Source organism: Corynebacterium mucifaciens (assembly GCF_012396315.1).
Classification (GTDB): Bacteria; Actinomycetota; Actinomycetes; order Mycobacteriales; family Mycobacteriaceae; genus Corynebacterium; species Corynebacterium mucifaciens.
Genome location: NZ_JAAXPF010000011.1, coordinates 15,195 through 31,583 on the forward strand (window position 1 = coordinate 15,195; position 16,389 = coordinate 31,583).

The following is a 16,389-nucleotide window of genomic DNA, read 5'->3' on the forward strand; positions in this document are numbered from 1 at the left end:
CTCCTAAGCGAGGCGGGAGACGTAGGCGGAGCAGACGATCAGCTGGGACATGTGGTAGATCATCAGCGGGATAATTAGCACACCGAGGGACGCGCTGCCGAAGATGACCGTGGCCATGGGCAGGCCGGTGGCGAGAGACTTCTGGGTGCCGCACATCTGGATGGCAATGCAGTCCTCGCGGGAGAAGTGCAGCAGTTCGGGCACGACGCGCGTGAGCCAGAGCATCGCGGCAACCAGCACGCAGGAGAACGCGACGAGGAAGGCAATTTCCCACCCGGAGACGTTTGACCACACGCCGGAGACGACGCCCTTGGAGAACGCGGAGTAGACCACCATCCAGATAGAGCCACGGTCGACGATCTTTGTCGCCTTCGACTTGGCCAGCTCCCCCACCCGCGGCACGAAGTTGTGCGCCAGCTGGCCCAGTGCGAACGGCAGGAGCAGCTGCAGCGCGATGTCGGTGAAGACTGACGCGTCAATGTGTACGCCGTCGCCTGCGCCCATGAGCCACATCACCAGCAGCGGGGTGGCCACGACGCCGACGAGCGACGACACGGATGCCGCGACGACCGCGCCGGAGACGTTGCCCCGCGCCACGCCAGTGAGCGCCACAGAGGACTGCACAGTGGACGGCACAAGCGACATGAACAAAAGGCCCTGGTACAGCTCGTCGGAGAGGAACGCCGTTGTGGGCCGCGCCAAGAGGCCAATGAGCGGGTACGCCGCGAACGTGAACGCCAAAATCATGCCGTGGAGGCGCCAGTTGGTCAGGCCCTTCAGCGCCTCCTGTGTGGACAGACGCGCGCCGTAGAGGAAGAACAGCAGCGCGATGGCCAGCTTGACGGCTACGGCGAAGCCGTCCGCGAACCCGCCGCGCCCGGGCAGGAGAAACGCGAGCGCCGCCGCCGCGACGATGCCGACGAGAAGCGGGTCGAGCTTCTTCATCTACTCGGCGGCCGCGACCGTATCGCCGTTGTCGGTCACCGGAACCTCGCGCATGCCGGTGACCGCGGGGCCGGAGACGCGCTCGCCGTCGACAATGCTGAAAACGGAGCCGTGCGCCGTGCACTTCACCGTGTCGCCCTCGACCTCCGTGATCTTCTTCTGCTGGTGCGGGCAGACGGTGGAGTACGCGACGTACTCCCCGGCGGTGGGCTGGGCGATGATGAACTTATCCAGGATCACCGCGGAACCGACGGGAATCTCGGTTTTGGCGATCTCATCGGGGGCTTCCTCACCACAGGCGGCCAGGAACGCACCGGCGACTGTGGTGGCGGTGCCGAGCAGGAACATGCGACGTGAACAGGTCATGATGCGATCGTAGCGCCCTTCATGGCCGCGACGTACTGGGTGAGCTCGGCCTTCAGGGCGCCCATGTCTGCGACGCGGTTGCCGTCGAGATGCTTCGCGATGATGTTGGTGATCGCGGATCCCGTGATGGCGCCCGCAGCGCCCGCAGCGATGGCGTCTCGGACGTGTTCCGGCTTGGAGATGCCAAAGCCCAGCAGGACCGGGGGCCCACCGAACTTGCGCACACTATCGACGACCTCACGGAGCCCCTCCACCGTGGCTTCTTTGTCTGCGCCGGTCACGCCGTCGCGGGAGATGGCGTAGATGTATCCGCGGGAGTTCGCGGCCACAGCTTCGAGCGTTGTCTCTGAGGCCTTCGCCGGGGCGATGTAGATCGGCTCGATGCCCGCCGCGCCCGCTGCTGCGCTGAAGGGGGCGGACTCGCGCACGGGGACGTCGGGAAGCAGCACGCTGTCTGCGCCTGCCTCCTTGAACTCGCGGTAAAAGCGCTCGAGGCCGCGGGCGTGCGCGACATTGCCGTAGATCAGCATGCCGATGGGCAGGTCCGGGTAGCGCTCGCGGATGGTGCGGATCTGCGCAAGCGCCTTATCGACGGTCGCTCCGCCTGCCAACGCCCGCACGTGCGCCCCCTGGATGGCTGGCCCGTCGGCAACCGGGTCGGAGAACGGCACACCGAGCTCCACGGCGTCCGCGCCCGCCTCCACCACGGCGGCGACGATCTCGACCGCATCCTCCGGGGTCGGGTCCGAAAGCATGATGAAGGGGACAAAGGCGCCCTCTCCCCTAGCGAAGAGTTTTTCGTAGCGGCTCATTTACTTTTCCTCTCTATCTGCGAGCGAAGCTCGCACGTGGGCGATGTCCTTGTCGCCGCGGCCGGAGAGGCCGACAAGGATGTGCAGCGGTTCTGCGTCCGCGGGGTGCTCGGCGGCGCGCGTGAGGGCGTACGCGAGCGCGTGGGAGGACTCCAAGGCGGGGATGATGCCCTCGTGGCGGGACAGGGCCTGGAATGCGTCGAGAGCCTCGTCGTCAGTGACCGGCACATACTTAGCGCGGCCCGATTTGGCCAGGTAGGCGTGCTCGGGGCCCACGCCCGGGTAGTCCAGGCCGGCGGAGATGGAGTAGGACTCCTCCACCTGGCCGTCCGCGTCGCACATGAGGTAGGAGTACGTGCCGTGCAGCAGGCCCGTGGTGCCCTGTGCGATCGCGGCGCCGTGGGCGCCCAGGCCGAAGCCCTCTCCCCCGGGCTCAGCGCCGATGAGCTCGACGCCGTCGTCGTCGATGAAGTCCGCGAACATGCCGATGGCATTGGACCCGCCGCCCACGCAGGCGACGACGGCGTCGGGGAGTTTCCCGGTGCGCTCAAGGATCTGGGCGCGGGCCTCGGCGGAGATGACGCGGTGGAATTCCTTGACGATTTTCGGGAAGGGGTGCGGGCCGGCCGCGGTACCCAGCAGGTAGTGGGACTCGTGGAAAGTGGCGGTCCAGTCGCGCAGCGCCTCGTTCACGGCGTCCTTGAGCGTGCCCGCGCCAGATTCCACGCCGACAACCTCCGCGCCCATGAGGCGCATGCGGTAGACGTTCGGCGCCTGGCGCTCCATATCCGTCTTGCCCATGTAGATCACGCACTCGAGACCCAGCAGCGCGCACGCGAGCGCGGTTGCGGTGCCGTGCTGGCCCGCGCCCGTTTCCGCGATAATGCGGGTCTTGCCCATCTGCTTGGCCAGCAGCGCCTGGCCGATCACCTGGTTAGTCTTGTGCGCGCCACCGTGGACAAGGTCCTCCCGTTTGAGGAAGATGCGGGCGTTGCCCTCCAGAGGCAGGTTGCGACACTCGGTGAGCGGGGTCGGGCGGCCGAGGTAGTCGCGCAGCAGCGCGCGGTATTCGGCCATGAACGCTTCGTCGTTGAACGCGTCGACGAAGGCCCGCTCAAGTTGGTCCAGCGCCGGGATGAGCGACTCGGGGACGAACTGTCCCCCGAACTCGCCGTAGTAAGCAGGTAACAGTGTCATCTGTCCGTCCTTTTAGTAATGGAAGTTGCGGATGGTGGCGAAGCCGCGTCGTAAGGCAGCCGCGTCCTTGTGACCGCGCGGGTCCTCGAAGCCGGAGTTCATATCGAGGCCGAGGCAGCCGGTGCCCAGCGCCTCACCGAGGTTGTCGGGCGTGAGACCGCCCGCGAGCAGCGCGTCGGTGGTGGTGATGCGGGACCAGTCGAAGCGTTCCCCCGTCCCTCCGGCGCCGGAATCGAGCACAAGCCTATCGACGAGCTCCGCAATCCCCGCCACGTCTGGTGCTGAGGTCATGTCGACGGCGCGCCACACCTCGACGTCCACTTCGTCGCGGACGCGCTGGATGAGCTCGCGCTCAGCCACGAGGGAACCCTGGTAGGGGGCGTGCACCTGCACGGCGGTGATGCCGGGCTGGACGAGGGCGTCGTAACCTTGCGTGCGGCGAGAGACGGCAACGTAGTCTAAGCCCGGCTCGGCGGCGATGATGCCTGCCGCTGTTTCACGTGAAACATCGCGTGGGGACGCGTCCTCGAAGACGAGCCCGCCGTACAACGCGCCCGCGGCCTTGGCGGCCTGTGCGGCTGATGCGGAACGGAGACCGCACACCTTGTTTGGCCCGTACACCAGCTCGCGGCAGGCGCGGTCGATATCCGGCTGCGAGGTCAGCTGCGAGCCCACCAAGAAGGCGTCGGCGTGCCCGCCAAGGCGCCGGACGGTGGCGGCGTCGCGGATGCCGGACTCGGCCACGACCACTGCCCCGTCCGGGGCGAGCTGCGCCAGGCGGGCGGACCGGTCGAGGTCGATAGAGAGGTCGTGCAGGTTGCGGTGGTTGACGCCGAAGATCCTCGCGCCGAGTGCGGTGGCGCGCGCTGCCTCCTCCTCGTCGATCACCTCGGTGAGCACGTCCATGTGGAGGGAGGCGGCCACAGCGGCGAGGTGCGCGTACTCGTCGTCGGAGAGCACCGAGAGCATGAGCAGGATTGCGTCCGCGCCGAAGTAGCGGGCGGCGTAGATCTGCACCTCGTCGATGATGAAGTCCTTGCACAGGACGGGCAGATGCGTTGTGGCCGCAACGGTGGCGAGGTGGTCGTAATCGCCCCCGAAGTAGTCGGGCTCGCACAGCACGGAGATGGCGGAGGCGTAGCGGGAGTAGACGCTCGCTATCTCCCCCGGCTTGTAGTCCTCGCGGATGGTGCCCAGCGACGGGGACGCGGACTTGCATTCCATGATGTAGGAGGCGCCAGGGGTACTCAGGGCGTCGTAGAGGGACCGTTCAGATAAACGTAACGTGTCGTAATGAACATGGGAGATGCGCTGTCGAATATCGTCAAGGTGACGCTTTCGATTCGCGACGATCTCCGACAGAATCCTAGCCACTGTAGTCCGCCTCCTCGTGGGTGTGGAGCCAGCGGGAGACGGTGCCGTCCGCCAGCAAAGCCTTCGCGTGCTCGGTTCCCGCGGCGATCGAGTCCGCCATGCCGTAGAGGTAGAACATCGCGCCGGCGTTGACGGCGATGGCATCGCGGTGGGCAGCTGGGCCCTCCCCCGCGAACGTGGCGCGCATTGCCGCAGCATTGTGCGCGGCGTCGCCGCCCCGGAGGTCCTCGAGCGTGTAGGTATCTGCGCCGAGTTCTGCTGGCGAGACGGTGTAGTGTGAAATCTCGCCGTCTCGAAGCTCCCACATCAGCGTGTCGCCGTGCACCGCGATTTCGTCTGTTCCTGCGCCGTGCACGACGAGGGCACGGTTTCGGCCGAGGGTTTTCAGGGTCTCCGCAATAATTGGTCCCAACCCAGGATTTGCAATACCCATTATTTGGAATTCAGGCCTTGCGGGACTCAACAATGGACCCATCGTATTAAATAGCGTGGTCACACCCAGGGCTTTTCGCACGGGCTGCACAAACGCGATGGCGGGATTGTAGGCCGGGGCGAACAGGAACGTGAAGTTGGCAGACTCGAATTGGCGCACGGCGCGGTCCGGGTCCAAGTCTAGCGGGATGTTCAGCGCCTCCAGCACGTCCGCGGAGCCGGACTTCGAGGACACGGAGCGGTTGCCGTGCTTGATCATTTTCACCCCGCCGGCGGCGGCGACCAAGGAGGCCGCGGTGGTGATGTTGATGGTGTTCGCCCCGTCGCCGCCGGTGCCCGCGGTGTCCATGATCCCCTCCCCCGTCACCGGGAACGGGCGGCCGGCGGCGAGGAACGCCTGGGCCGCGCCAGCGATGTCCGCGAACGTCTCTCCCCGGGTGCGGATAGTGGCCAGCAGGGCCGCGATGTGCACGTCGTCGTAATCGCCGACGGTCAGCGGGGTAAACGCCTCCGTCGCCTCCTCCAAGGTGGGCGCAGGGCTATCGATAAAGCGGCGGAAGATGTCGAGGTGGTCAGCCATTGTTGCGTCCTTTCTCTAGCAGACGGTTCACGCAGCGCTCGAGGAGCTGGGGTCCTGATGGGGTGAGGATGGATTCGGGGTGGAATTGGAAGCCGACGGACATGCCGTCGGGGGTTTCGGCGGCCATGATGACGTCGCCGATCTGCGTCGGCGTCCACGCCAGGGGCACGATGCCCTCCGGCGCGTCCGTGGCGCCGAGCGAGTGGTAGCGGGCCACCGGCACGTCTAGGCCCGGCTTGCCGGGGGCGCCGCCGACCGTCAGGCCGTCGAAAAGCGGGTGCGGCTGGGTGAGGCGCATGGGCACCGAGGTGCCGTGCTCGGGGCCGCAGGGTTGGACGCGGCCGCCGAAGTGCTCGATGAGCGCCTGGTAGCCCAGGCAGATGCCGAGGATCGGGGTGCGGCCCTGGGTCCGCTCGATGACCTCCATCATGCAGCCGGCGTCGGCCGGATACCCGGGTCCGGGTGAGAGCACGATGAGCTCGGGGTCGGCGGCGAGCACCGTGTCGGCGGATACGGTGTTGCGGTAGACCACGGTGTCGTAACCCGCGAGCGCGTCCACGAGGTTGTAGACGAAGGAATCTTGGTTATCCAGTAAGACAATCATTTCTGCACCTCCAGGTCGCGGCCGCCGGCGAGGGCCTGCAGCACGGCGTAGGCCTTGTGCAGGGTCTCGTCGGCCTCGGCTTGCGGGTTGGAATCGCGCACCACGCCGGCGCCGGCCTGCACGGTGGCAACGCCGTCCGCCACGAACGCCGAGCGGATCACGATGCACGTGTCAAAGTCGCCGTTGCCGTGCAGGTAGCCCACGGCGCCGCCGTATGAGCCGCGGCGTAGCCCCTCCGCTTCCCGCAGTAGTTGGGCAGCGCGCAGCTTCGGAGCCCCGGTGAGCGTGCCCATGTTCATGCACGCCCGGTACGCGTCCAGGGCGTCCAGGTCCGGCGCGAGCGTGGCTGTCACGCGGCTGACTAGGTGCATCACGCGGGAGTAGCGATCCACCTGCAGCAACTCTCGTACCCGGCGGGTACGCGGCTCGGCCACGCGGGCCATGTCGTTGCGGGCCAGGTCCACCAGCATGGTGTGCTCGGCCACCTCCTTGGCGTCCGTGCGCAGCTCTAGCTCCATGCGGGTGTCCAGCTCGTGGTTCACGCTGCCGTCCGGGTTCAGCCCGCGCGGGCGGGTGCCGGCGATCGGGTACAGCTCCACCTGCCGTGTGGCGTGGTCGAACTTCAGGTTGGATTCGGGCGAGGCGCCGAACAACTCAAAGTCCTCGCCGCGGAGATAGAACATGTACGGCGAGGGGTTGGACTCGCGCAGCCTGCGGTACGCGGTGAAGGCGTCGGTGCATTCGACGGTGAACGCGCGGGCTGGCACCACCTGGTAGATGTCCCCGTCCGCGATGTGGTGCTTGAGGTCCTCCACGCTCGCACGGAAGTCCGCGTCCGACACGGAGGCCTTAGCGACGAGCGGCTCCGCCCTCCCCGCCAACGGCGCGTAATCCGGCACGGGCTCGTCCATGCGCTGCGCCAGGGGCTCTAAGTCGATCCCCTCCCCCGCGGCGTCCACGCCGGCGAGGTACGCCGTGCCGTCCTCGTGGTTGACGCGCAGCAGCACCTCGGCCAGCACGAACTGGTAGTCCGGGTACGTGTTCGGGCCGTCCTCTACAGCCGGAAGAGTTTCGAACGTGCCCAGGTAGTCGAAGGCGAACCCGCCGGCGAGGAACGGGAAGTCCTCGTTGCCGTAACCCGCACGGGTGGTCAGCGCCCGCAGCACGTCGGCGCTGGAGGGGGCGGTGAGGCGCTCGCGCTCGTCGGCCGCCTGGGAAGCCGGAAATTCGTACGTGTGCTCTCCCACACGGAACTGCTCGAGCTCCAGGTCCGCGGCAATCACCTCGCCGGACGGGGTCAGCGGCTGGACGGTCACGCGGCTCCCGCGGCACGTCACGCGCAGGGACGCGCGCAGCACCGCCACGGACTGCAGCCCGGAGCGTGTGGTGATGTCGGCGGATTCAAGCAGCACCGAATCGGGCGCCTCAAGGCCGCCGACGTGCGCGAATAGGCTGGCCACGTCCTCGTGGTAGCGCACCTCGCGGTGGGTGTAATGCATATGGTCCTCGGTTCTTTCTCCATCGCACCGAGGGGTGAAAAAGGCCCGCGGCGCTTGGTGTGCAAGCTGGCGGGCCGTGACTTCGCAGGTGGCGCGCCAGTTAGGCGAGCCACCACCAGTTCAGGGAAGTCGTACACGTCACAGGTGACAACTATAGCGGAGCAGAAACACCGGGGCGGATTTTATTCAGCCAATTGGTACTGGCCGCGCGGGGCAGCGGCGACAATGCCGTCCACCTTCAGCCCCGTGATGGCGGCGTGGGTAGCAATCTCCGGGTTGATGTCCGGGGCGTCCACCAAACCACGGGACACGATCTGCGCGGCGATGTCCTTGTACGCCATGGGCTCCCCCGCCTCGCGCAGGATGGTCAGGATCGCTTCACGCCAACTCACGGGAGCCTACTTCTGCTCGTCGGCGCGGCCGGCGGCTCGTCGCAAGGCATCGATGTTCACGGCGGGCTTGGGCTCCTCCGCCTGCTTCTCGCGGGCCTGCTCGACAGCGGCGGCGGCGCGAGCGCCGAAGTTGCCGCCGAGGGAGGCCGCCACCACCGCGGCGACGAGTGCCGCGGCCGGGAGGAGCCACATCCACCCAGACGAGATGAAGGCGAACGCCGCGCCGAACGCGAGGGCAACGCCCGCAAGCACCCAGAAGGGGCCGGCGACTTTGTGGGCCTGGTCCCAGATCCCGCGGTCCTTGCGCACGGCGGGGACGTGGAGGCCGAACCACTTGTTGCCCGGCAGCTTGCCGGTGGACGCCAGCGCGCCCGGGATGAGCAGCAGCAGGGTCAGCACGATGAAGACGATGCCGACGACGACGTTGAGGGTGCTCATATTCTCAAACGGGCTCATGGCACCCAGCATACGGCCGGTGCGCAGGCGAAAGAAAAGCGCGGAAAATTGCCGTTTGGCGCAAAGCCACTGGCTACTGTGGACACATGAAAAACAAGCTCTTGCGCTCGCTGCTCTTTTGGGTGGTTGTGGCGATCATCCTCGGGTACATATGCAGCCTGTTCTTCCCGGACTGGCTCGCGCGCGTCTTTGTCACCTTCAATGGTCTGTTCTCCAACTTCCTCGGCTTCTTCGTGCCGGTGCTCATCTTCGCGCTGATCGCCCCCGCGATCGCGGGCTTGGGCCGCGGCGCCGGGAAATGGCTCGGCATCACCGCGGGCGTGGCGTACGGCTCCACCATCATCTCCGGGCTGATCGCCTGGGGCACGGCCTCCGCGCTCTACCCCACCCTGCTGGCGGGCAAGAGCCTGGTCACCGACGTTGCCGACCCGGAGGCGGGCGGCCTCACGCCGTACTTCAGCGTTGAGATGCCGCCGCCGCTGGAGGTGATGTCTGCGCTCCTGCTGGCCTTCGTGGTGGGCCTGTCTATGACGGCCGTGAAGTCCGACAACCTCTACAAGGTGCTTGAAGAGCTCAACGCGATGGTGCTCAAGGTGGTCACCACCTTTGTCATCCCGCTGTTGCCGATCTACATCTTCGGCACCTTCCTCAACCTCGGCATGAACGAGAACTTCGGCGACACCATGGCCGCGATGGGTGTCGTGCTGGTGCTCTCCATCGTGATGACCCTCGTGATTGTCCTCCTGCAGTACCTCCTGGCGGGCGCGGTCGCCGGCGTGAACCCCTTCACCGCGCTGAAGAACATGCTCCCCGCGTACTTCACCGCGCTGGGCACCTCGTCCTCCGCCGCCACCATCCCGGTCACCTACGAGTCCACGTTGAAGAACAAGGTGGAGGAGGAAGTCGCCGGCTTCGTCGTCCCGCTCTGCGCCACCATCCACCTGTCCGGATCGATGATGAAGATCACGCTCTACGCGCTCTCCATCGTCTACATGGCCAGCTTGGACATCTCCGGCGGCCAGATCATCGGCTTCATCCTTCTGCTGGGCATCATGATGATCGCGGCCCCGGGCGTCCCCGGCGGCGCCATCATGGCGGCCGTGGGCCTGCTGCAGTCCAACCTCGGCTTCGACGAGTCCATGGTCTCCCTCATGATCGCGTCCTACATCGTGGTCGACTCCTTCGGCACCGCCGCCAACGTCACCGGCGACGGCGCCATCGCGCTCATCGTGAATAAACTCGCCGGCGGCAAGGTTAAAGGGCAGCAGCTTAACGACGCCCCTTCGGTCGAATCCGCCCGGTAACCCCCGACGAAACGCCGAACCGCCCTCCGGGGCGGTTTTTCTTTGCCGTGTTTCACGTGAAACATCGGCTACCCTCGACCGCATGTCATTCGAGATCGTTACCACCCACTTCGTGGCACACGAGCACGACCTCGACGAGGCGTACGCCCTGTACCGCCAGCGCATTGAAACCAGCGGCGCGGTCATCGCCGCGGTGTCCCCGCACCCCCACCCCATCGAGGACGAGTTCTTCCTCTGGGACCTGCGCTGCCAGGCGGCGTACGACAACCTGCCCGCACCCGAGACGATGCAACTCTACGAGCTCAACGCGCTCGTGGACTTCGCCACCACCAACCGCGACACCGCCATCGAGCAGTTCTTCTTCGAGGACCACACCGAACGCACCCGCTTCCCCGCCACCCTCGGGGGCCTGACCAACCTCACCCTCCGCGACGAACCGCGCGGCGCTCTCTCGCTGACCACCATCGTCTACCTTGGCGCCTCCCCGAACGTGCTCCTAGCGCAGCAGCTTTTCGACGCCACGGTCGCCGACCTCAACGCCGTTGCCTACCAGCCGTACGTCGCGCCGCTGGAAGGGACCGAACACGCGTCGGTGGTCGGCCCGCTGTGGCTGCGGGACGCCACGTTGAACATCATCGGCAAGGGCGACGGCATCTTCTCCCCCGGCAAGGAAGCGTGGGCGGGGTGGCTGTTGACGTCGGACGGGCCGGAGGACGTCGAGAGGCAGCTGCGCGAGCGCATCGAGCCGAACGCGGTGGTGATTTCCCGGGCAGTGTCGGAGCCGTTCTAGGACTAGCTGTGGTGGGCATTTCCGCCCTTGTTGGCCTTGGCGGCGCGGCCGTCGGCTACAACACCGTCGACGTGCCGGAGCTGGACCAGGTGACCGTGCAAACCGCCGGTGCGCCGAGCGCGACCATCGACGACCCGCAGGGCGTCCTCTCCCCCGAGGACCGCGAGCGCCTCCTGCGCGACACCGCGAACATCGACGCGCCCGACGTGGTCACCGACTTCCACTACATGGTGTTCCAGACTAACCACGAGAACATCCTGGACGACGTGGAGGAGCTGCAGCGCTCGCAGCACCCGGAGCTGATCGACCAGTCCAAGGGCGAGAACGGCCGCCCCGCCGACGGCGTGCTTATCGTGGGCGTTGGCCTGGACCCGCGCCAGGCGTTCATCTACGGCGGCGACGACGTGACCGAGACCCTCATGCTCGACGACGACTCCTACCGCGAGTCGCTTCTCGACGCCATGAAGCCCGGCGTGAAAGACGGCAACATCCCCTCCGGGCTGTTCCGCACCGCGAACCTGGCGATGAGCGCTGACACGCTGGCGCAGCGCCGGGTCAGTGGCGCGGAGGACGACCGGACGGGCGCGACGATAGGGCTCGGCGCGGCCGGCGCAGGCGCTTCGGGGGCCATCGGGGCGTTTGCGGTTGCGGCGCGGAGCAGGCGTCGGAAGGCAATAGCAAAGGCGCGCGAGGACTACGACCTTGTCACCAGCGAATACACGCGCCTCACCGGGCGCTTGGACGAGGTGGACGTGCGGGCGAACTCGCTGTCCTCGGCGTTTGCGGACGAGACGCTGCGGCGCCAGTGGGCGCAGGTGCGCGACCGGTTCTTGGGGTTCAACGAGCTGGTGCACGGCGCAGGCGGTCTGAGCGCCATCAACATGGATGACGAAAAGGAGGTCTACGAGCACCGCAAGCAGCTGGCGGATGCCGCGGAATCCGTAAACCACGTCTCCAACGCCGAGGACAACATCGACCGCCTCTTCGCCGTCGAGCACGGCGACCCGCAACCCGCCGCGGGGACCTGAGTACCATCCGCGAGGACGTGCTGCGCGCCCGCTCGGACGTGAAGGACGAGGGCCTGCGGCGGGAGCTGGATCTGCTGATGCAGCGCATCGAGGCCCTCGACGCCGACCCCTCCTCCCCCACCTTCCTGGACGATTTCGTGCGCGTACTCGGCGACTACCGCGTGATCCTGGACCAGGTGAAGCAGAAACAGTTCAGCGACGTGAAGGAGCGCGAAAAGCTCGAGGCGCCGGCGGTGTACGAGTCCGGGTTCTGGTACGGCGGGTACGTGCCGTACGTGCACATGCACAGCTGGCACGAATCCAACGTGGAGGCGGAGCGGGCCGCGCAGGCGTCCAGCTCCAGCAACGTGTCCTCCTCCGGTTTCAGCGCCGGCGGCGGCAGCTCCAGATTCTAAAGCGGAACCCTTTCGCCTACTCGCACTCTAAATGGGGGGGTGGGTGAGTGCTCTACCGGTCTCGGGGGGTGGACCGTGGGCGAAAGGGTTCGCAACGATGAATATAGACCATTGTTGCGTGTGTGTCTAGACGGTCGGCGGGTTTGTCGGGCTCGGCGATGTTTCACGTGAAACGCAGGCACTAGGTGCCCCTGCGGCCCAGTGGCCGCCCCTGCTACCCTCGCGGAGGAAACCGCGACCTCGACAGGCTTCTTTCCGCCGGTGAGATAGGCCTCCACGTCGCACGATTTGTCGTGCACGGAGGCTTTCATGTCGGGCTTGTGCCTGAACGCTCGGGAGTTCGTGCGGGTCGCGCAGGATCCCGACTCGCTGGTGGAAACGATGCTGCAGCAGTATATGAGCGACTCTGGGGCCGCTGCTGGGCAAGCGGAACAGCGTTCTTGGCGCAAAAGCTTGCCGGCGCTGGCGGACGACCTCGCAGCGGCGGGCCTGGATGGGGTCGACGTGTTGCTCGAATTCGGGCTGCCCCTCACATCGCAGCGTGCCGACGTTATTCTCGCGGGCACGCATCCTGGTACTGGGAACCCGTCGTTCGTCATTGTGGAGTTAAAGCAATGGAGTGCGGCGGAGCCATTCGAAGGCGATGACGCGCTGGTTTCTGTGCCTGGGCTTCCCGGGCCGGTGCTTCACCCAGCTAAGCAAGTCGACGGATATCGGCGGTACCTCACCAACTACCTAGTCAATCTGCACGGTCATGAGGACTGGGTCGACGCAGTGGCCTATCTCCATGGCGCAGAGAGTGACGACGATGTGTCAGAGATTGTCGGCGCTGCGGAGGCCCGGGTGTTTACCGGCGGGCGTCGAGAAGCATTGCGTGCTCATCTGCGGGAGAGACTCGGTGGCGCAGGAAGCGCCGACGTGCTGCTGACATCGAGCGTCCGACCGTCCACCAAGTTGATGCAAATCGCCGCGGACGAGGTGCGTGACCGTGAGAAGTTCATCCTGTTAGGAAACCAGCAGCTGGCGGTGGACATGATTCGGCACGAGGTTGAGCGGGCGGGGGAAGCGAAGCGAGTCATCGTGGTCTCCGGAGGCCCGGGCAGCGGGAAATCGGCCATTGCGCTTTCAGCGCTTGGTGAGCTGGCCAGGGAAGGCAAAAGTGTCTTGCACGCGACGGGGTCTCGGTCATTCACGCAAACCTTGCGCAAGGTTGCTGGGCACCGTAGCAAGGACACGCAGAGTCTGTTCAAATACTTCAACTCGTTCACCAAAGCGACGCCAAACGAAATTGATGTTTTGATCGCGGATGAAGCGCACCGTATCCGAGAGACATCCAACAATCGGTTCACCAGGGCCACGGATCGGAGCGACCGCCTGCAGATTGACGAGCTCATCTCTGCCGCTCGTGTTCCGGTATTCCTGCTCGACGACCACCAGGTGGTGCGCAAGGGCGAGCTAGGAACGGTGCGCGATATCGAAGCGTTTGCGTGTGCGCAGGGGCACGAAGTTGTGCGCATCGATCTGGACGGTCAGTTCCGATGTGGAGGATCCGCGGCGTACGTGGAGTGGGTCGAGCAGGTGCTCGGGCTAACCGACGGCGTTCCGTTCGAAGCCGCGCTGCCCGAAGACGACCCTTTTGTGGTGGAGGTAGTCGATTCCCCGTGGGAGCTTGAACAGCGCCTGCGCGAGCGCAACGACGGTGGCTACACCGCCCGAATTTCCGCAGGGTATTGCTGGAAATGGTCGGACGCCAAGCGCGATGGCCTAGTTGACGACGTGGTGATCGGCGATTGGGCCCGTCCGTGGAACAACAAGGAGGATCGGCGTGTCGGCACCGCTCCCCCGGCCGCGCTGTGGGCGACGCAAGAGGGTGGCTTCGACCAAGTCGGGTGCGTGTACACCGCGCAAGGCTTCGAGTTCGACTGGGCGGGAGTCATCATCGGGCCGGACTTGGTGTGGCGTGACGGGCGCTTTGAAACTGTTCGGTCAGCCAATAAAGACCCACACTTTCGTAACCCGAAAACGGTGCCCGACGATGACTTCGATTTGCTGGTGCGCCATGTGTACAAAGTGCTGCTGACACGCGGGATGATCGGTACCATTTTGTACTCACCAGATGCGCAGACCCGGGAGGCTCTGCGCGCCCTGTTGAACTGACCCGACCCTTTCGGGCCCAACGGACTTCCCCGCCGGACATGTCCTCACCCCGCGAAACGCAGATGAGGCATACCCTGTGGACGCTTTTCCCAAGCCGTTTATCCAACGAGTCCGGTACGACGACCAATTCGCGGCCAGCCTAGAGACGGCCTACGGCGAGCGCTCCGAAGACGAGCGCGCGGACTGGATTACTCACCAGTTGAACTTCCCCACCGTGTACGTGGTTCGCAGCCGCCGCGAGTACGAACACGGGTACCGGTACAAGGTGTACGTCGGCGAGACCAACGATATTAAGAAGCGCACCCGCCAGCACCTCTTTCAGGACATTAAGACGCGGCCTGATTGGAGGGAATTCAGCGACGCGGAGGACGTGGAGATGTACGTGATCGGCCACCCGTTCTTCAACAAGTCCCTCACCCTTGATGTGGAGAACCGGTTCCTTCACTACCTGGAGTCATGCAAGTCAGTTGAGCGGCGCAACAACCGTCGTACGAACGAGCAGCGCGACTACTTCACCTACGAGTATCTGGACCGGCTCTTCGACAAAGTTTGGGAAGAGCTCCACGGGGTTGAGCCAGAGCTCTTCGAGTCCAAGGAAGCGATTACCTCCTCGGCCATTTTCAAGGCCTCTCCGTTTCAGAAGCTCAATGAGGAACAGCTGAATGCGCAGAACCAGATCTTTGAGGCGGTAAACAACGCGCTCGAGGAAGGTGTCGGCGACGATCCGTTGGACCACAAACTGATCTTGGTCTCCGGTGAGGCAGGCTCCGGCAAGACCGTACTCATCAGCAGCATCTTCAACGGCATCATGATGGGCGTCGAAGACGAGGACGAGCGCTTCCGTGCCCTGGCCGCTGGGCTCGACATTGACGGCACCGGCATCGACGGATACCTGGTCTCAGGTCACAAAAACGATGGCGGGCAACTGGCGGTGTACAAGGAAATCATCAAGAAGGCGGGTATCCCCGACTCCCGCAAAGGCGGCGACAGGGAGCGCGTGTACAGCCCCACCCAATTCATTAACCGCTTCTCCCCCGACGATCCAGCGGACGTTGTACTCATCGACGAAGCCCACCTTCTGCTCACCCAAAAGGCACTCGGGTACTTCCACGATCAACCGCAGATCGAGGCAATCTTGGATCGCGCCAAGGTGGTTATCGCCGTCTACGACCCGAAGCAGACTTTGGAGACGCCGCAGCACTGGGAGGTGCCGGTTGAGGATTACTTCGCCGACCGTATGGCCCAGCCGCCGATCCGATTGACCAACCAAATGCGGTTGAACGCCGACCCGAAGACGATTGCCTGGATCCGCACGTTTGTTGACGACGGGCTGATTCTGCCGATGCGCAACGACTCGAAGGGGTACGACCTTCGTGTCTTCTCAAACCCGACTGACCTCGATAAGGCGATCCGCGAGAAGGATTCTGCAGTCGAGAACAACCTGTCCCGCCTCATTGCCACCTACGACTGGCCGTACAGCGCTGCCAAGAAGAACGAAAATGACCCGGACGGATGGTGGTACGTCGATGTGGAGCACGAGTCAGGCAGTCTGCGACGCCCGTGGAACCTCCAACTACGAGAAGAGCGCAAAGAACGCCGGATTGCCTACCGCAAGGCGTGGTCTGAAACCCCGGCCACGGTTGGCGAGATCGGTTCTACCTACACAATTCAGGGATTCGATCTGAACTATGCGGGAGTGATACTCGGTCCATCGGTGAAGTACCGGAATGGCCGCGTGATTTTTGACCCGTCTGAGTCTGCACACAAGAAGGCTGTGCAAAACCGTGTGCTCGCAGACGGTTCGCGAGAGTCGTTCGGGGAGGAATTGCTCCAGAATGAGCTCAATGTGTTGATGACGCGCGGCACCCGGGGCATGTTTATCTACGCGGTGGATGAGCAGCTACGAGAGGCGTTGCTGGATGCGCAGGAGCGAAAGTTGCCATAAGCAAAATAGGCGAGCGGGTTCGTGTTTTCGCAGCCGGCCGCGCACTGGGTGGAACGAATACTGCGCCACGCGGTTCAAAATCTTGATTAGAAATCATCCGGATTTGTATCACT

The 16,389-nt window shown here is 65.0% G+C and carries 16 protein-coding genes; 6 read left to right on the forward strand and 10 right to left on the reverse strand.

Annotated features, from left to right (window positions below; translation table 11 throughout):
• Nucleotides 1-3: 3 nt before the first annotated feature.
• The 10 genes from HF989_RS09035 to HF989_RS09075 all read right to left on the reverse strand — a co-directional run bounded on the left by HF989_RS09035 (nt 4) and on the right by HF989_RS09075 (nt 8,657).
• Nucleotides 4-945, reverse strand: coding sequence for a bile acid:sodium symporter family protein (locus HF989_RS09035; RefSeq protein WP_210729142.1), 942 nt, complete (start codon nt 943-945; stop codon nt 4-6).
• Nucleotides 946-1,311, reverse strand: a complete 366-nt coding sequence (locus tag HF989_RS10705; RefSeq protein WP_210729143.1) for a Rieske (2Fe-2S) protein — start codon at nt 1,309-1,311, stop codon at nt 946-948.
• Complete coding sequence (trpA, locus tag HF989_RS09040) at nt 1,308-2,123, reverse strand: tryptophan synthase subunit alpha (RefSeq protein WP_168685830.1); 816 nt, start codon at nt 2,121-2,123, stop codon at nt 1,308-1,310. Before trpA ends, HF989_RS10705 begins: the two co-directional genes overlap by 4 nt.
• Nucleotides 2,124-3,320, reverse strand: a complete 1,197-nt coding sequence (gene trpB / locus HF989_RS09045; protein ID WP_168685832.1) for a tryptophan synthase subunit beta — start codon at nt 3,318-3,320, stop codon at nt 2,124-2,126.
• A 12-nt stretch (nt 3,321-3,332) separates the two neighbouring features.
• Nucleotides 3,333-4,694 (reverse strand): bifunctional indole-3-glycerol-phosphate synthase TrpC/phosphoribosylanthranilate isomerase TrpF, encoded by a 1,362-nt coding sequence (trpCF, locus tag HF989_RS09050; RefSeq protein ID WP_168685834.1) that lies wholly within the window; start codon nt 4,692-4,694, stop codon nt 3,333-3,335.
• Nucleotides 4,687-5,706, reverse strand: a complete 1,020-nt coding sequence (gene trpD / locus HF989_RS09055; RefSeq protein ID WP_168685836.1) for an anthranilate phosphoribosyltransferase — start codon at nt 5,704-5,706, stop codon at nt 4,687-4,689. The genes trpCF and trpD overlap by 8 nt, the downstream gene beginning before the upstream one ends.
• Complete coding sequence (locus tag HF989_RS09060) at nt 5,699-6,310, reverse strand: glutamine amidotransferase-related protein (protein ID WP_168685837.1); 612 nt, start codon at nt 6,308-6,310, stop codon at nt 5,699-5,701. Before HF989_RS09060 ends, trpD begins: the two co-directional genes overlap by 8 nt.
• Nucleotides 6,307-7,809: an anthranilate synthase component 1 gene (locus tag HF989_RS09065; RefSeq protein WP_168685839.1), complete on the reverse strand. Its 1,503-nt coding sequence runs from the start codon at nt 7,807-7,809 to the stop codon at nt 6,307-6,309. The genes HF989_RS09060 and HF989_RS09065 overlap by 4 nt, the downstream gene beginning before the upstream one ends.
• Before the next feature lie 182 nt (nt 7,810-7,991).
• Complete coding sequence (locus HF989_RS09070; RefSeq protein WP_168685841.1) at nt 7,992-8,201, reverse strand: winged helix-turn-helix domain-containing protein; 210 nt, start codon at nt 8,199-8,201, stop codon at nt 7,992-7,994.
• A 6-nt stretch (nt 8,202-8,207) separates the two neighbouring features.
• Nucleotides 8,208-8,657, reverse strand: coding sequence for an SdpI family protein (locus tag HF989_RS09075; protein ID WP_236627215.1), 450 nt, complete (start codon nt 8,655-8,657; stop codon nt 8,208-8,210).
• 86 nt (nt 8,658-8,743) lie between these two features.
• On the opposite strand from HF989_RS09075, the gene HF989_RS09080 reads away from it, so the two are divergent.
• The 6 genes from HF989_RS09080 to HF989_RS09105 all read left to right on the forward strand — a co-directional run bounded on the left by HF989_RS09080 (nt 8,744) and on the right by HF989_RS09105 (nt 16,276).
• Nucleotides 8,744-9,961: a dicarboxylate/amino acid:cation symporter gene (locus HF989_RS09080; protein ID WP_168685843.1), complete on the forward strand. Its 1,218-nt coding sequence runs from the start codon at nt 8,744-8,746 to the stop codon at nt 9,959-9,961.
• Nucleotides 9,962-10,043: 82 nt separating this feature from the next.
• Nucleotides 10,044-10,751, forward strand: a complete 708-nt coding sequence (locus HF989_RS09085; protein WP_168685845.1) for a hypothetical protein — start codon at nt 10,044-10,046, stop codon at nt 10,749-10,751.
• Between the two features lie 11 nt (nt 10,752-10,762).
• Nucleotides 10,763-11,779 carry a DUF5129 domain-containing protein gene (locus HF989_RS09090; RefSeq protein ID WP_168685847.1) on the forward strand — a complete coding sequence of 339 codons (1,017 nt, stop codon included), beginning with the start codon at nt 10,763-10,765 and terminating at the stop codon, nt 11,777-11,779.
• Between the two features lie 17 nt (nt 11,780-11,796).
• Nucleotides 11,797-12,174, forward strand: a complete 378-nt coding sequence (locus HF989_RS09095; protein WP_168685848.1) for a hypothetical protein — start codon at nt 11,797-11,799, stop codon at nt 12,172-12,174.
• A 309-nt stretch (nt 12,175-12,483) separates the two neighbouring features.
• Nucleotides 12,484-14,331: a DUF2075 domain-containing protein gene (locus HF989_RS09100; protein ID WP_168685850.1), complete on the forward strand. Its 1,848-nt coding sequence runs from the start codon at nt 12,484-12,486 to the stop codon at nt 14,329-14,331.
• Nucleotides 14,332-14,407: 76 nt separating this feature from the next.
• Nucleotides 14,408-16,276 (forward strand): DNA/RNA helicase domain-containing protein, encoded by a 1,869-nt coding sequence (locus HF989_RS09105; RefSeq protein ID WP_168685852.1) that lies wholly within the window; start codon nt 14,408-14,410, stop codon nt 16,274-16,276.
• Nucleotides 16,277-16,389 lie beyond the last annotated feature (113 nt).

Coding starts and splice junctions, on each gene's coding strand:
- HF989_RS09065 (WP_168685839.1), bottom strand. CDS start 7,809: ATGCATTACACCCACCGCGAGGTGCGCTACCACGAGGACGTGGCCAGC.
- trpA (WP_168685830.1), bottom strand. CDS start 2,123: ATGAGCCGCTACGAAAAACTCTTCGCTAGGGGAGAGGGCGCCTTTGTC.
- trpB (WP_168685832.1), bottom strand. CDS start 3,320: ATGACACTGTTACCTGCTTACTACGGCGAGTTCGGGGGACAGTTCGTC.
- HF989_RS09080 (WP_168685843.1), top strand. CDS start 8,744: ATGAAAAACAAGCTCTTGCGCTCGCTGCTCTTTTGGGTGGTTGTGGCG.
- HF989_RS09085 (WP_168685845.1), top strand. CDS start 10,044: ATGTCATTCGAGATCGTTACCACCCACTTCGTGGCACACGAGCACGAC.
- HF989_RS09060 (WP_168685837.1), bottom strand. CDS start 6,310: ATGATTGTCTTACTGGATAACCAAGATTCCTTCGTCTACAACCTCGTG.
- HF989_RS09035 (WP_210729142.1), bottom strand. CDS start 945: ATGAAGAAGCTCGACCCGCTTCTCGTCGGCATCGTCGCGGCGGCGGCG.
- HF989_RS09075 (WP_236627215.1), bottom strand. CDS start 8,657: ATGAGCCCGTTTGAGAATATGAGCACCCTCAACGTCGTCGTCGGCATC.
- trpD (WP_168685836.1), bottom strand. CDS start 5,706: ATGGCTGACCACCTCGACATCTTCCGCCGCTTTATCGATAGCCCTGCG.
- HF989_RS10705 (WP_210729143.1), bottom strand. CDS start 1,311: ATGACCTGTTCACGTCGCATGTTCCTGCTCGGCACCGCCACCACAGTC.
- HF989_RS09100 (WP_168685850.1), top strand. CDS start 12,484: ATGTCGGGCTTGTGCCTGAACGCTCGGGAGTTCGTGCGGGTCGCGCAG.